The sequence below is a fragment of the Shewanella sp. BF02_Schw genome (genome assembly GCF_014596695.2).
In the GTDB taxonomy this organism is placed as follows: Bacteria; Pseudomonadota; Gammaproteobacteria; order Enterobacterales; family Shewanellaceae; genus Shewanella.
Map to the genome: position 1 here is coordinate 607,319 of NZ_JABKAW020000003.1, position 15,280 is coordinate 622,598.

The 15,280-nt window shown below is 43.6% G+C and carries 9 protein-coding genes and 5 pseudogenes; 8 read left to right on the top strand and 6 right to left on the bottom strand.

The window, feature by feature from the left end:
• Nucleotides 1–92: 92 nt before the first annotated feature.
• Nucleotides 93–761, bottom strand: a pseudogene (locus HNW13_RS15195) (EAL domain-containing protein); the annotation flags it as partial.
• A gap of 113 nt (nucleotides 762–874) precedes the next feature.
• On the opposite strand from HNW13_RS15195, the gene HNW13_RS15200 reads away from it, so the two are divergent.
• Both HNW13_RS15200 and HNW13_RS15205 read left to right on the top strand, forming a co-directional pair.
• Nucleotides 875–2,275 (top strand): IS4 family transposase, encoded by a 1,401-nt coding sequence (locus tag HNW13_RS15200; protein WP_192114626.1) that lies wholly within the window; start codon nucleotides 875–877, stop codon nucleotides 2,273–2,275.
• 74 nt (nucleotides 2,276–2,349) lie between these two features.
• A protein-coding gene (locus tag HNW13_RS15205) for an IS3 family transposase (protein ID WP_192116267.1) occupies nucleotides 2,350–3,890 on the top strand; the annotation gives its coding sequence in 2 pieces (ribosomal slippage) (nucleotides 2,350–2,815 and nucleotides 2,815–3,890; 1,542 coding nt in all).
• A gap of 47 nt (nucleotides 3,891–3,937) precedes the next feature.
• Here HNW13_RS15205 and HNW13_RS15210 read toward each other — a convergent pair.
• Nucleotides 3,938–5,101 (bottom strand): EAL domain-containing protein, encoded by a 1,164-nt coding sequence (locus tag HNW13_RS15210; RefSeq protein WP_192116266.1) that lies wholly within the window; start codon nucleotides 5,099–5,101, stop codon nucleotides 3,938–3,940.
• A gap of 469 nt (nucleotides 5,102–5,570) precedes the next feature.
• Here HNW13_RS15210 and HNW13_RS15215 point away from each other — a divergent pair.
• The 3 genes from HNW13_RS15215 (at nucleotide 5,571) to HNW13_RS23540 (ending at nucleotide 8,562) form a co-directional block, all read left to right on the top strand.
• Nucleotides 5,571–7,126, top strand: a protein-coding gene (locus HNW13_RS15215) for an IS3 family transposase (RefSeq protein WP_192114312.1) whose coding sequence is annotated in 2 segments (ribosomal slippage) — nucleotides 5,571–6,024 and nucleotides 6,024–7,126 — 1,557 coding nt in all. Because the reading frame shifts where the segments join, the coding sequence is not laid out codon by codon here.
• A 26-nt stretch (nucleotides 7,127–7,152) separates the two neighbouring features.
• The gene (locus HNW13_RS23535; RefSeq protein WP_243756291.1) at nucleotides 7,153–7,956 is read left to right on the top strand and encodes a transposase; all 804 of its coding nucleotides are present in this window, start codon (nucleotides 7,153–7,155) and stop codon (nucleotides 7,954–7,956) included.
• Nucleotides 7,957–7,971: 15 nt separating this feature from the next.
• Nucleotides 7,972–8,562: a transposase gene (locus HNW13_RS23540; RefSeq protein WP_243756292.1), complete on the top strand. Its 591-nt coding sequence runs from the start codon at nucleotides 7,972–7,974 to the stop codon at nucleotides 8,560–8,562.
• A gap of 375 nt (nucleotides 8,563–8,937) precedes the next feature.
• Here the strand turns inward: HNW13_RS23540 and HNW13_RS15225 are convergent.
• The 4 genes and pseudogenes from HNW13_RS15225 to HNW13_RS15240 all read right to left on the bottom strand — a co-directional run.
• A pseudogene (locus tag HNW13_RS15225) lies at nucleotides 8,938–9,220 on the bottom strand (GNAT family N-acetyltransferase); the annotation flags it as partial.
• Nucleotides 9,219–10,378: pseudogene (locus HNW13_RS15230) on the bottom strand (IS3 family transposase); the annotation flags it as partial. The pseudogenes HNW13_RS15230 and HNW13_RS15225, both read right to left, overlap by 2 nt.
• An 18-nt stretch (nucleotides 10,379–10,396) precedes the next feature.
• Nucleotides 10,397–11,280: pseudogene (locus HNW13_RS15235) on the bottom strand (IS1595 family transposase).
• Nucleotides 11,281–11,305: 25 nt separating this feature from the next.
• Nucleotides 11,306–11,773 (bottom strand): transposase, encoded by a 468-nt coding sequence (locus tag HNW13_RS15240; RefSeq protein WP_192116265.1) that lies wholly within the window; start codon nucleotides 11,771–11,773, stop codon nucleotides 11,306–11,308.
• Between the two features lie 198 nt (nucleotides 11,774–11,971).
• Between HNW13_RS15240 and HNW13_RS15245 the strand changes: the two genes are divergently transcribed.
• The 3 genes and pseudogenes from HNW13_RS15245 to HNW13_RS15255 form a co-directional block, all read left to right on the top strand.
• Nucleotides 11,972–12,196 carry a hypothetical protein gene (locus HNW13_RS15245; protein WP_192116264.1) on the top strand — a complete coding sequence of 75 codons (225 nt, stop codon included), beginning with the start codon at nucleotides 11,972–11,974 and terminating at the stop codon, nucleotides 12,194–12,196.
• A 4-nt stretch (nucleotides 12,197–12,200) separates the two neighbouring features.
• A pseudogene (locus HNW13_RS15250) lies at nucleotides 12,201–12,464 on the top strand (integrase core domain-containing protein); the annotation flags it as partial.
• Between the two features lie 140 nt (nucleotides 12,465–12,604).
• Nucleotides 12,605–15,280: Ig-like domain-containing protein (locus HNW13_RS15255; protein ID WP_208062901.1), on the top strand; the 2,676-nt coding region annotated here is incomplete at its 3' end.

Consider the following 15,280-nt stretch of genomic DNA (forward strand, 5'->3'; position numbering starts at 1 on the left):
TCAGATTAAGGGCGGAGAAGAAAGTAAAAAAAAGTTACACTGACCCCACTTGTTAAGTCGATGGATGGGTTTCAAGTAGTCCTACTGTTTATTCAGCTTAGCCAACTAGCATCGGGCTTCCAGTCACTTATCCACGCAGGAATATCACTGGCAGGCATTGGTCTGGCAATTCCATAACCTTGGGCTAATTCACAGCCTAGTTGTAATAGTGCGGTGCCGTGTTCAATCGTTTCAACGCCTTCAGCAATCACGTCACGTTTGAATGATTTAGCTAAGGCTATCACGCCTTCAACAATGGCTAAATCATCAGCGTTACTCAACATGTCTCTCACAAAACTCTGGTCTATCTTAATCAAGTTGGCAGGTAATCGTCTAAGGTAAGTCAGGGACGAATAGCCTGTGCCAAAATCATCTAAAGCAAAATTTACGCCGAGGTTCATACAGTCATTCATGATGGTTGAGACTTGATGCACATCCTCTAAGGCACTTGTTTCTAACACCTCTAGCTCTAAATAGCGCGGCTCAACATTGGGGTGGGCTGCTAGCAGAGTCGTTAGCCTCTGTGTAAAGTCAGGCTGCTGTAAATGTACTGCCGCAATGTTCACGCTAGTGCTTACCGTGAGATTAAACCCCATTGCTTGCCATTGGCTGATTTGTGTCAATGCGGTATCAATAACCCATTCACCTATTTCAATCATCATGGTGTTATTTTCAATGACAGGCAAAAACTCAATTGGATTTAATATTCCTCGCTCTGGATGTCCCCCTGTGTCAGGATCTGACTCTTATACACAAATAAATTAGGCTTCAATTGAACTTTATTTATATCAGTCGATCAGATCAGTTATAACGAAAACACCGATTGAATTTAATTATGATGCTGATAAAAGACACTGAAGAATGGGCTAGTCATTTGTTTAAACATGCTGAATTAGGTGATGTACGGCGCACTAAACGCCTGATAAAAATAAGTCATCAAATGGCGAGTAACATAGGAAGTTCTATTGTGAACGCGTCTGGCTCACAGGCCTCTATTGAAGGCGCATATCGCTTTCTTCGTAATGATAAAGTTGACGCTGATAACATCGCTACCGCCGGTTTGAATTCGCTGTTACCTGCACTAACACTGTCAAATACAATCCTTGCGCTAGAAGATACATCAACATTGTGTTACCGACACAATGTGACTAAAGAGCTCGGACATACTGGCGCATATAAACAAAGCTCTTCTAAAGGGATGTTAGCGCACACTGTCCTTATGGTCGATGCAGAAACAGAGCATACTATTGGCTTGGGTGCACAGCATCGTTGGTGCAGAAAAGATGAAAACTTTGGTACTGCTAACGACAGAAAACGCCGCAAGTACGAAACGAAAGAAAGTTATAAATGGCAACGCTCGTCGGAAGAAATGAGTACCCGATTTGCAGATGTGATGGATAATATCATAAGCGTTTGTGATCGAGAATCTGATATGTTTGAGTATATTGATTATAAAACAACAAATAATCAACGGTTTGTAGTGAGAGCCAAGCATGAGCGGGTTGTGAATACAGACGGCGATAAACTAAGTCCCTACATTGAAAATCAATCTAGTGAAGCTTCATATTCGGTTAAGATAAAGCAAAAAGGAGGCCGAAAAGCACGCATTGCAAAAGTAGCCGTACGTTATGCTTACATTACTATTTATCCGCCTAAAAAACACAAGAAACTTGGTGGTATGAATTTAACAGTGATAAGTTGCAACGAGATTGAACCACCAAGTGGAGCAAGTCCATTGTCGTGGAAATTGTATACAGGCGAACCAATAAATAGTGCTTCTGATGCACTAAGGATAGTTAGATTTTATGAACTAAGATGGCGAGTTGAAGAGTTCCATAAAGCGTGGAAGTCAGCGGGCACTCAAGTTGAGTCGTTTCGCATGCAAACGCGAAATAACCTAGAAAAGATCATTGTAATAACAGCATTTATTGCAGTGAGACTTCTCCAGTTACGCGAGCTTGTTGTCGATAAAGATAATGCAAAATCAATTGGTTGCGACAAATTTTTCAATCTTCTTGAATGGAAGTTGTTGTGGTCAAAGACTGAAACCAAAAAAGCACCTAACACAACACCTTCATTACATTGGGCTTATTATGCACTTGCCAAATTAGGCGGATGGCACGACAGTAAGCAAACTGGTGTTGTTGGTTGGGAAGCTCTATGGAAAGGTTGGTTTTCACTGAGCCAACTGCTAGAAGGTGCTCGATTTATGCAAGCGCAACAACAGGAGATGTGATCAAGAGACAGGTGTCAGGATAGTTGTCGCCTCAATTAATTTACAAATAAACAGGGCGCGGTAAGTTAAAGCAAGTGAATTATCAAAGGCATTCAGGTCAATTTAAAGAAGCAATATTAAACAAGTTTAGTCAAAGTGGTTTGTCGGTTCGTAAGTTTGCAGAGCAAGAAGGCATTAATCTCTCAACCCTGTATAGTTGGCAAAAGCAATTTAATACCTCAGGTTTAAACGTGTCAAAAGTCAGTTCATCGGATAAGTGGTCAAGTGAAGAAAAGTTTTCAGTGGTATTGGAAACAGCCTCTCTGTCGGCAGTTGAGTTAAGTGAATATTGCCGAGCTAAGGGGTTATATCCTGAGCAAGTCAACGCATGGAAGCAAGCTTGTATTGCCTGTAATACAAGCACAACACTCACAAGTAAAGCCAAGACAACACCTGGGCAGAAGACCGACAAAAAACGCATTAACGAGCTAGAACGTGAGTTACGTAGAAAGGATAAAGCGTTAGCGGAAGCGGCAGCTTTACTCGTACTCGGAAAAAAGTTCGATGCCTATTGGAAGGAAAAAGAGGAAGACTGATTCCGCTGACCGATAGGCAGAAGCACGCGCAGTGGGTCAGTACCGCTGTCGCATCAGGTGCGAGGCAAGATAAGGCCTGTGACGTGATTGGATTATCAAGTAGAACCTTACAGCGTTGGCGAATAGGCGGTGAGATTAGCGCAGATAAAAGGCCAACCGCAATGAGGCCAGAGCCTGGAAATAAACTGAGTCAGGCTGAAAGACAAGACGTGATTGATGTGTGTAATAGTGAAGAGTTTGCCTCATTACCGCCAAGCCAAATTGTCCCGATACTCGCTGATAGAGGTGAGTATATTGCTTCGGAGTCGAGTTTTTATCGTGTATTACATACTGAAAACATGCTTCATCACCGAGGCAAAGCTAAGCCGAGAAATGTTCATAAAAAGCCAACAAGTTATACGGCTAAAAAAGCGAGCGAAGTGTGGAGTTGGGATATCAGTTACCTGCCTACAACGGTGATAGGAAAACACTATTATCTGTATATGATTGAAGATATTTACAGTCGAAAAATCGTCGGTTGGGAAGTTCATTACAACGAAACAGGTGAGCAAGCTGCAGCACTACTAGAGCGTACCGTCTGGTCAGAGAAATGCTTAAAGAAAGACGTTGTGTTGCACTCAGATAATGGCGCGCCCATGAAGAGTTTGACGATGCGAGCTAAGATGTACGATTTAGGCGTTGTGACCTCACGAAGTCGCCCAAGAGTGAGCAATGATAATCCGTACTCAGAATCGCTATTTAGAACGGTAAAGTATCATCCACGTTGGCCTAGTGAAGGTTTTAAGTCGTTAGAAGCAGCGCGTAAATGGGTCAATGAATTTGTTTATTGGTACAACAACGAGCATCGCCATAGCAGGATTAAGTTTGTGACACCAAACCAGAGGCATGATGGTCTTGATGTGGGAATACTGGCGAAGCGAAAAGCGTTGTATCAGACAAAAAGAAATGAACATCCAGAGCGATGGTCAAAAGAAGAGCGAAACTGGCAGCCAATAGGCGCTGTGGAGTTAAATCCAGAGCAACACAAAGAAGCTGCTTAACAATTTAGGCGACAACTGTCTTGAAAAACGCCGCTATCTCCCACTCTTTATTTACGAAAGGAAGTGTGTCTCAAGAGGCCATTCTGACATTCTTTAGAATATGCATTCTGAAGTAACGCGCTGACCGTGCCACATGTTTCAAAAAAAGCAGGCAATAGTTTTTTAATCAGATTTTGATCTCCAGAACTTTTTGCATTTAGCAGGATCTTGGCTACTTCATGACTCTTCTTATATGATGTAGTAAGTTTATGATACAACTCAACATCGACAGTTTTTGAAACCTCAAATACAAACATTCCCACAGGGCTATTATCTGCTTCAAATTCCACGATTCTCATATTTTCACTTTCCAGATATAGGGATGAATATATTTTACGTTCCCAATCGACAAAATCGATTATTGCCCTGTAAACTTGACCATGCTGCATGATGTTCCAGTCTGGTTTGTTATTTATAAACTCGATGAAAGATGAAAGATCCAATGGCTTGCTTATGTAATAACCCTGAATATGTTCGCAACCGATACCCATCAAATACTTAAACAGAGAATCGGTTTCTACACCCTCCGCAACAGAAGTCATCTTGAGCTGGTGTGCAAGGTTTATACTGTGATCCAGTAGCGTGAGACCATCAGGCGTGGACATTGCCTGACTCGTCATCGTCTGGTCTATTTTTAACGTATTAAATGGTAAATTCTTTAATTTTTCAAATGTAGCATGCCCAGTACCAAAGTCATCAATAGCGAGCTCAATGCCATGTGCTTTCAGCTCGGCTATATCTAGCAGTCGTTCAATGCTAAGAGTTAAGGCAGAAGACTCGGTTAATTCGATTTTTATTTTAGAATAGTCGATACCAGAATCGTTAATAAGCTTCAATAATGTCGGAACGAATTCTTTCTGTAACATGTCTTTAGAGGATACGTTTAATGATGTAACTATCGTATTATCCTCCTGAATTATCTTTTTCAGGTCCTCCAGAAAACGGGGGATCATGGCTTTTGTTATCTCGGTTATTAAGCCAGTTTGCTCTGCATAAGGTATGAAGTCGCTGGCTTGAACTAGTTCACCATTGTCTTTCTTCCAGCGGATAAGAGCCTCGGCAGAATCAATTTTACCGGTTTCTAATGAGAGAATAGGCTGATAAAAAAACAGAAATTCGTCGTTTTTTATGGCGCTTGATATATCTTCTGGGGTTAATTTGTAGTCAGTCATTTAGCAATCCTATATCTTATACATGAGCCTAACGTCTTAGTATTTATACGTGATCGCCTGCTGGACTTGGCCGATGCTACGCCCAACCTAAATCGGTATGGTTTATGCTATAGGAATTTGCTTTTTACAGTTGTGGTATTTGTATCGAGAAAAACCTAGCCAGCCATTATAAAACAATAACATACTCAAGTTTCGGGATTCAAATCAGACAATAAAAAACAGATAACCTGATGATTTAAAATAAGTTAATGTCTCGTTGTGGTAAGACACTTGTTGTCTAGACAATGAATAATACAACAAGAGACATCGAATGAATTCTGCCACAAACACCTTGAACTTACCATCATTAACCGCTGATTTACTGAATCAAGTAAACCTTAATATTGACAATACCCCCCTGTGTCAGGATTGTTGTCACCCCTTAAAATCATCCAATAATTAAATAGAGGGGGCGGTCAATGAGAGCTCAATGGCACGATATTCATCTGAACGTAAAGAAGCAGTTTTAAAGAAGTTATTGCCTCCCCACAATATGACCGTCATGGAAGTGGCACGTAGTGAAGGGATCGCCTACCAAACCCTGTATCATTGGCGCGATAAAGCTAAAAAAGAGGGTCGCCCAGTGCCAGGTAAAAAATTGACCAGTAATGATTGGTCGGCCGAAGCTAAGTTTGCCGTTCTCATTGAAACAGCGCCAATGTCTGAAGCTGAAGTAAGCCAATATTGCCGAGAAAATGGTTTGTTTCGAGAACAAGTTCAGCAGTGGAAACAAGATTGTTTAGGGGGCTTTACGACAAGTGAAGTTCAAGCCAAAACGATTAAGCAGCAAGCCAAATCAGACAAAGCAGAAATCAAATCCCTGCAACGAGAGCTACGCTACAAAGAGAAGGCGTTAGCAGAAACAGCGGCTTTACTGGTGCTTAGAAAAAAGCTCAATGCGCTTTGGGAGGACGACAACGAGGAGAGTTAACGCCTTTGCCTAAGCGCATAACATTGGTGAATTTAATACAAGAAGCGTATGCCCACGGTGCACGTCTTTACAAGGCTTGCGCTGAAGCAGAGCTAAGTAAGCGGACGTATCGGCGCTGGTATCGAGCAGGAAAAGTACAAGCTGATTTAAGGCCCTCGGCGGTAAGACAGGAGCCAGCCAACAAGCTTAGTGATGACGAGGAAAAGCTGATACTGGCAACCTCGAATGAGGCAAGGTTTGCGAGTCTACCTCCCTCACAAATCGTGCCGACGCTGCTTGATGAAGGGGTCTATATCGCTTCAGAGTCGAGTTTTTACCGAGTGTTAAAAGCCAATGCTCAATTAAATCGACGTGGACGAAGCCAAAGCATAACAAAAAGAAGTAAACCAGATGCTTATGTTGCAGATGAGCCGAACAAAGTGTGGTCTTGGGATATCACTTATTTAGCTTCGGTCATCAAAGGACGCTTTTATTATCTATATATGTTTGAGGATATTTATAGCCGTAAGGTTGTGGGTTATGAAGTCCATGAACGTGAATGTGGTGAGCTAGCGGCCGAGTTAATGCAACGCAATATGCTGCGTGAGCAATGCTTTAAGAAGCCACTGGTATTGCACTCAGATAATGGTGCTCCGATGAAGTCGTTAACAATGAAAGCCAAGCTTGAAGAGTTAGGCGTTACCGCGTCATTAAGCCGCCCGAGTGTCAGTAACGATAACCCTTACTCCGAGTCGCTGTTTAGAACATTAAAGTATCGGCCAGAATGGCCTAGCTCTGGCTTTAAAAGCATCACCGAAGCACGAGAATGGGTCGAAGTATTTGTGACTTGGTACAATACTAAGCATAAACACAGCAAGCTCAACTTTGTGTCACCGAGTGAGCGTCATGCGATGCAAGACAGGACTATTTTATCTAAGCGTAAGATAGTGCTAGAGGAAGCGAGGTCAAGAAATCCTAAACGCTGGCCAAACGGTATAAGGAATTGTGACGCTGTAGGTGAAGTCACACTGAACCCAGATAAGAAGTCTGAAACAGAAACAAGAAATGCAGCTTAAAATTTAAGTAAAGAGTGCCAACTACCTTGAAAAACACCGATACTTTCAGCTCTACTTGGAAGAGCATTGGTTTTAACATCATGTTACGTCAAGCTAACTTTGCTAAGCGCTCAGGTACGCCCGTTGGTGATGTTACCTATCTTTTAATGCTTTGGGTTTGGCTAAAAGTAGACTCTGTTGCCATGTTTTCAAGGGATGCATTATTAAGTTTTTCAGCGGCTAAAAAAGACGCGTTATATGATCTACTTAACCGCGAAGATTTAGATTGGCGAAAGCTACAGCTATTGACCGCTAAAAAAGTACTTAAGGCTAGCGGTAAAAGCAAGCTCAGCGCCTTTGTTATTGACGACACCGTAAAAACAAGGTGTGGTAAAAAGATGCCAGGCGTATCGAGTCACTTTGATCACTTAACTTCTCGTTGCGTGATGGGTCAGCAAGTCGTAACGTTAGGTGTTGCGAATGATGAACAATTTGTTCCCGTTGATAATGAAATATTCATCAGCCAAATTAAGGAACAAGCGTTAGACTATAAGTTTAATGATGGTCGCAGTATTGCAGCAAAACGTTACCAGAAATCAAAGTTCCAAACTAAGCCTAAAATGGTGTGTGACATGATAGCGCGAGCAATTCGCGGTGGTATTAATGCGGATTACTCTTTAGCAGATGCATGGTTTGCGACAAAGTATATATTGAGAATGACCATTGAGCACTCACTCATAGCGATAGTCAGAATGAAAAAGAATAAGATGAAATATCGCCTAACTATCAACGGCACTACTCACTTACTTTGTGCAAAAGAGCTATACAAACAACATGTCAAAGGCCAGTGACAACCCCTTAATCATGTGCCTTATCAAAGTAAATCCATTGTTGTTGAGCTGAACATCGCAAGCTCAGATAAAGAGCCAACTCAATGGGTTAAAGTTAAATTGCTCTTTGTTCGTTCAGTCAATGAAACCAAGCAGCAAGCAAGTAAACATGATTGGGCGCTATTTTTAACGACGGATAGTCAACTTGAAGACGAAAAAATACTTGAGGTCTATGCGTTGCGTTGGGGAATTGAAGTTTACTCCAAAGAAGCGAAACAAAAGCTAGGTTTTTTAAAAGAGCAAAGCCGTCATTATAGTGCTTACATTGCCTCAATACACCTAACAGGTTTAAGGTTTTGCTTGTTATTGTTTGCCAAACAAGAAGAAAGGTCGGCAAGGCTTAGTGAAGTCAGAAATGATTTTGAAGAAAGTTTAAATTGTCTAAATTTTGCCAGTAAGTTGTGGGGATTATTCAAAGCGTTAATTGCGGGTGCGTTAAGTGAAATGGCAATTTTAACAAAGGCAGATAAAGATGGTGTATTAAATAAAATTGAACAAACGGTTGTAGATTTTTTTACGCAAGTCATGCAAATGGATAATTTCACCTTACGGCAAGAAGCCCTATAATGAGGTATTGTTCACTTTTATGGGCTAAAAGTGAACTCCGAAACTTGAGTAACATAATGCACTTTCGATATACACTCTAGTGAGATTAATGGTCTTCGGCTTTCTGAAAACCAATATGTCATGAATTTATGGAAGCTGAATTATGGGACTAAACCAACTGATTTTATTAAGAAATAATGAGTTTTAACCAGTTATCTTCATAGATCTGTAGAGATGACGCCTTGTTAGTAAGTTCAAACTAACACTGCAGTCTCAGAATGAACCCAATCCCCTCGAAGTTGCCGAAATACAACATCTAAAATGCCGTGTAACCATCAAGGATGATGGTTACGGCTCCACAAATATCGTGGTGTGATGGACAGCATCTAATGCCTGCTAGCTTAAGCTTGCTCTTACATCTGCAATCGTAATAAATAGCTTAATTTTCCACTTCTTGAAATTGTTGAAATCCGTGACGCACCTAAAACTGTTTTGCACCATCTTTAGCGTCCTCTATGACCACAAGAAATGCGACGCTGTCACTTGCGGCTAATAATTTAGCCAAGGCGTCAATAAGAACCCATTCACCAAAGCCCCGTCCTTTGTCGATCTCACCGACAACTAAGCGCACGATCAGGCCGGTGTTTTTCAAGGGAGTTGTCGCCTGGTATTTGATTTTATGCCACCTTGCCCTCTTTTATTTCAACCTTAGATTTCTCTGGGTTAAGATTAACCTCTTTAATCAGATCCCAATTCTTAATTTCACCCGACCAACGACTCGGCTTTTCTGCTTTTGCTCTCTTATAAACCGCCACTCGATTTAATAAAATAGCGTCATCAAGCCCTTGATGACGCTTCGATGGTGTCACAAATTTAATACCACTGTGCCGATGTTCATCGTTATACCATTTAGTAAACCCGAACACCCATTCGCGTGCAGCATCAAGATCTTCAAATGCTTTTTCTGGGTATTCTGGTCGATACTTTAATGTCCTAAATATTGACTCCGAATAGGGGTTGTCATTGCTTACTGATGGGCGGCTAAATGAAGGCATTACGCCTAATTCTTGTAGCGTTGCCAACATAGTTGCTCCTTTCATTGGGCTGCCATTATCAGAGTGTAGCGTGACTTGATGAGGTTTTACCTTCTCGCGCAAGCAAATATCGGTCATCAAATCGGCCGCCAGAGCACTAAGCTCATCGCAATGTACTTGCCAGCCAACAATTTTACGGCTAAAAATATCAAGCACTAAATATAAGTAAAAAAAGCTCCCCTTAACACTTGTCGGTAAATAGGTGATATCCCATGTATACACCTGATTGGGGCCGGTTGCAGTTAATGCCTTTGGCTTAATTACCGTTCTTGCAGGCTTGCTTTTTAAACGATGCTGAAGCTGCTTTTTATTCTTTAATATTCTGTAAATACTCGATTCAGATCCTATATATATCCCTTTATCAGCAAGTATCGGTACAATTTGACTTGGTGGTAAATGGGCAAATTCAGGCTCATTGACCACTTTTAATATTCGTTGTTGCTCGATTGCTGTCAACTTGTTTTGAGGTGCATCTATTGCCTCTATTCGCCCATCTTTGTCATTGTTTGTCTGTAACCATCGTTGTAGTGTTTTGGCGCTAATTCCAATTATTTCACAGGCCATCTTTTGCCTAGCACCTGCATCGCTAGCTTCTCTAACAAGGCTCAAGATACGCAGCCGTTCTGAACAGGTGGTTAATTGTCCTCGTCGTTTCCCCAAATCTCGTGGACTTTTTTTTTGAGCACCAATAATGCAGCTGTTTCAGCTAATGCTTTGTCTTTACGATTAAGCTCTTTTTTTAACATGCCTACGCAGTTGGCTCAGTAAGAATGTATTGGCGTGTGAATGATTGCTAAATTTAACAATCTGTTAGGTATTTCTCTTTCCATTTGTCTACGATTGAACCGATAACAGAACTCACTCAGGTATTCTTGCAGGTACTTTCCCGAAACACCATGGAATGTCCCAAGTAAAAATGCTTTTAAGTTACCAATGGCAATATGAACCCAAGGGAGCCATTCATCAACAAGCTCACTGGGGGTAACCCTCGCTTCATGTTGTTGTGTCTTATCTATAATGTTCAACGCAGGTAAGCTGTCTGTATGCACTTTTTGCTGTCTCGTTAGTGTTTGGCAACGAACTTTTCAACACTATCATGGCAAACGCTATTCACAGCCTGCATAGCAATAAATCCAGCTCTTTTTCCTTTGCTTTCAACGGCAACTAAAACAGGTGTTTTACCTCCAGCTCCACGTCCACGCTTGCCTTTCCTTTTGCCACCCACTAACGCATCATCAATTTCAATGACCCCTGACAGTCTATATAAGCTGTCTCTATGGCCCATAGCTGTTCTCAGCTTACTTAATATCAAACGTGCCGTTCGCCAATTAACTTCAATGTGCTTACTCAGTCTTAATGCTGAAATACTGCCTTTATCTGAGCCTAAAAAGTAGATAGCCCAAAACCACTTAGTGATAGGAATACGGCTACCGTGGAATAATGTGTCTGCTGTGACCGATGTTTGTTTATGACATTGACTGCATTCATATAAATTGCGGGTTGTAAGCTCATAGGCATGCTCACAAGAGCATCTAGGGCAAACAAAGCCATTAGGCCATCTCATTTTCTTAATGTGATTTAAGCAATCAGTTTCAGAGCTGAATTGACGTTGCCATTCAAAAAAACTCGTTTCAGGCATTTTCATAGCAAATCTCACTTCTAGTCTTGATTTATACTATAAGAATAGGCCAAAACTGAGTCAGATGCATAGGCATGTTTTTTAATGATTTATTTTCATGCTTCAAGATTTTTATTTCTGATGGGGCAACCGTTTTCGGCTTGTGAGTCTTGTCATTAAGGAAATCAAGCTTCCACTGCTTCACATGATGAGGGTAACCCCCCTGCGAGCGACAGTGAGTGTTTAATGCGTCGTCGCTCAAAGAGGCACACACAACGACCATGTTAAACCGTTCTTCTAATGTCCAATCTTGTGGCCGTTTATCATTACTCATACTTGTTATATCATCATGTGAAGCTGTTTCAAATTCTTGGTTACTCGCTTTTACAATCCACTTGCTGAGTGTTGAAGCGCCAATACCCAGTGAATTAGCTATCTCAGTTAATGTTGAATTCTCATTTCGACTAAGCGCCTTTTCGACTGCTTGTATCTTAAATGATGTAGTGAATTTTCTCTTCATTTTAATCTCCTCTAACTAAAAAAGTAGAGGCGACAACTATCCTGACACAGGGGGTAGCTCGCAACCTAGAACCCATTGGATTTTGGGTGGAATTATAGGACAAAATCTTATGTGCGACAGCACACAGACGACTGAAAAAAATCATAATAAACTAGAGCTTAATCTGTTAAAACAGGTCGCTCTATTGGGGGCAGTTTCATGAATAATTACATCCATTATGTATCGGGCTTTTATGAACATAACCAAGAAGCAGATGATGGTTTTACAAAACTAATTGCAAATGGACTGCCACCCGAACACGTTAAAATTTACATGCATCATTCTCCTACACATGCCCATGAGTCCACCGAAGGTAACAATGAAGTTTTAAAAGATATATTGGTGGATGGCACTATCTGGTGCAGGAGTGGGAACTGTAACTGAACCTAACCAGGTCTGCCATTATTCCAGTAGGAAATTTCGCCAGTACTTATGGCTGTACCGAATGAAGCAAAGTATGAGTCGTAGAGGCAACTTTAGGGATAACAGCACGATGGAGCGTTTCTTCAGCAGTTTAAAGACTGAATGGGTATCGTCGACTGGGTATCAGGATTTTAAAGAAACCAATAACTCGATTATCGATCATATCATTGGCTATTACAGCCAAGTCAGGCTACATCAATACAATGGTGGTCTGACACCGAACGAGTAAGAAAGATTATTTTGAATGACTCTAAAACCGTGGCCAAATTTAGTTGACCACTCCACTGATATTGCATGTTAAGAAAAACGCTGGCGAGGAAATGGTCTAAGGACCTAAGATTTGCTGATCAAAATTTTGAGGGATTAATAATGACCCAATTTAAAAGCACTACTAAACCACTACAGTGGTTCATGACGATGGTGTTGGCCATTTTGATATCAGGATGTGGCGACAGAGACCCAATTTTGGGTAGCGACGTCGCAGCACCCGATACCACTCCGCCCACTGTCACCGGTACGATCAATACTAATGGTGCGAAAGATGTGCCGATTAACACCAGCGTTGGCGTCACGTTTAGCGAGGGTATGGACCCGCTAACGATCACCAATACGAACTTCACCTTGAAGGAAACAGTCACCGGCAATGCGGTTGCGGGCTCGGTGAGCTACTCCGGCGTGAGTTCGGTTTTCACACCATTAGATCCGCTGACTCATGATACCCAATACACTGTCACAATCAAAGGGATGCCCAGCGGGGTCAAGGACTTGGCCGGCAATCTCATGGCCAGTGACTTTGTGATCAGCTGGACCACCGGCGCGGCCCCCGATACAACTCCGCCCACCATTACCGGTACGATCAATAATAATCGTGCGACAGATGTACCGATTAATACCAGCGTTGGCGTCACGTTTAGCGAGGGTATGGACCCGCTAACGATCACCAATGCGAACTTTACCTTGAATGAAACTATCGGCGGCAATGCGGTTGCGGGCGTGGTGAGCTACTCCGGCGTGAGTGCGGTATTATCACCATTAGATCCCCTGGCCTATGACACCCAATACACTGTCACCGTCAAAGGCACGCCCAGTGGGGTCGAGGATTTGGCGAGCAACCTGATGGCCAGTGACTTTGTGATAAGCTGGACCACAGGCGCGGCACCCGATACCACTCCGCCCACCGTCACCGGTACTATTAATACTAACCGTGCGACAGATGTACCGATTAACACCCGCGTTGGCGTCACGTTTAGCGAGGGTATGGACCCGCTGACGATCACCAATGTGAACTTCACCTTGAATGAAACGGTTAGCGGCAATGCGGTCGCAGGCGTGGTGAGCTACTCCGGCGTGAGTGCGGTATTCTTACCATTAGATCCGCTGGCCTATGACACCCAATACACTGTCACCGTCAAAGGCACGCCCAGTGGAGTCAAGGACTTGGCGAGCAACCTGATGGCCAGTGACTTTGTGATCAGCTGGACCACAGGCGTTGCACCCGATATCACTCCGCCCACCGTCACCGGTACGATCAATAATAATCGTGCGACAGATGTACCGATTAACACCCGCGTTGGCATCACGTTTAGCGAGGGTATGGACCCGCTAACGATCACCAATGCGAACTTTACCTTAAATGAAACGGTTAGCGGCAATGCGGTCGCAGGTGTGGTGAGCTACTCCGGCGTGAGTGCGGTATTCTTACCATTAGATCCGCTGGCCTATGACACCCAATACTCTGTCACCGTTAAAGGCACGCCCAGTGGGGTCAAAGACTTGGCCGGCAACCTGATGAACAGTAACTTTGTGATCAGCTGGACCACAGGTGCGGCACCCGATAACACTCCGCCCACCGTCACCGGTACGATCAATACTAACGGTGCGACAGATGTGCCGATTAACACCCGCGTTGGCGTCACGTTTAGCGAGGGTATGGACCCGCTAACGATCACCAATGCGAACTTTACCTTAAATGAAACGGTTAGCGGCAATGCGGTTCCGGGCGTGGTGAGCTACTCCGGCGTGAGTGCGGTATTCTTACCATTAGATCCGCTGGCCTATGACACTCAATACACTGTCACCGTCAAAGGCACGCCCAGTGGGGTCAAGGACTTGGCCGGCAACCTGATGGCCAGTGACTTTGTGATCAGCTGGACCACCGGCACGGCACCCGATACCACTCCGCCCACCGTCACCGGCACGATTAATACCAATGGTCAGACGAACGTCGCCATCAACACCCACGTCGGCGCCACGTTTAGCGAAGGTATGGACCCGCTGACGATCACCAATGCGAACTTCACCTTGAAGGAAGCAGCCAGCGGCAATGCGGTCGCAGGCGTGGTGAGCTACTCCGGCGTGAGTGCGGTATTCTCACCATTAGATCCGCTGGCCTATAACACCCAATACACTGTCACGGTCAAAGGCACGCCCAGCGGGGTCAAGGACTTGGCCGGCAACCTGATGGCCAGTGACTTTGTGATCAGCTGGACCACCGGCACGGCACCCGATACCACTCCGCCCACCGTCACTGGTACGATCAATACTAACGGTGCGACAGATGTACCGATTAACACCAGCGTTGGCGTCACGTTTAGCGAAGGCATGGACCCACTATCGATCACCAATGCGAACTTCACCTTGAATGAAACGCTTAACGGCAATGCGGTCGCAGGTTTAGTGAACTACTCCGGCGTAAACGCGGTTTTCATTCCGGCAAGTGATCTTACTCCGAGTACGCAATACACAGTCACCGTCAAAGGTGCACCCAGCGGAGTCAAGGACTTGGCGAGCAACCTGATGGCCAGTGACTTTGTGATCAGCTGGACCACGAGCGCAGCACCCGATACCACTCTGCCCACCGTCACGCTAGTAAATCCCGCTGATTTAGCCTTCGATGTGGCGGTCAACAGTGCTGTCAACGCCACGTTTAGCGAGGCGATGGATCCGTTGACGATCAGCACGGCCAACTTCACCTTGGAAGATGCAACAGGCGCTAGCGTTGCAGGATTGGTTACCTATAACTTCACAAGCAAGATAGCCACCTTC

Coding starts and splice junctions, on each gene's coding strand:
- HNW13_RS15240 (WP_192116265.1), bottom strand. CDS start 11,773: ATGAAGAGAAAATTCACTACATCATTTAAGATACAAGCAGTCGAAAAG.
- HNW13_RS15245 (WP_192116264.1), top strand. CDS start 11,972: ATGAATAATTACATCCATTATGTATCGGGCTTTTATGAACATAACCAA.
- HNW13_RS15200 (WP_192114626.1), top strand. CDS start 875: ATGATGCTGATAAAAGACACTGAAGAATGGGCTAGTCATTTGTTTAAA.
- HNW13_RS15210 (WP_192116266.1), bottom strand. CDS start 5,101: ATGACTGACTACAAATTAACCCCAGAAGATATATCAAGCGCCATAAAA.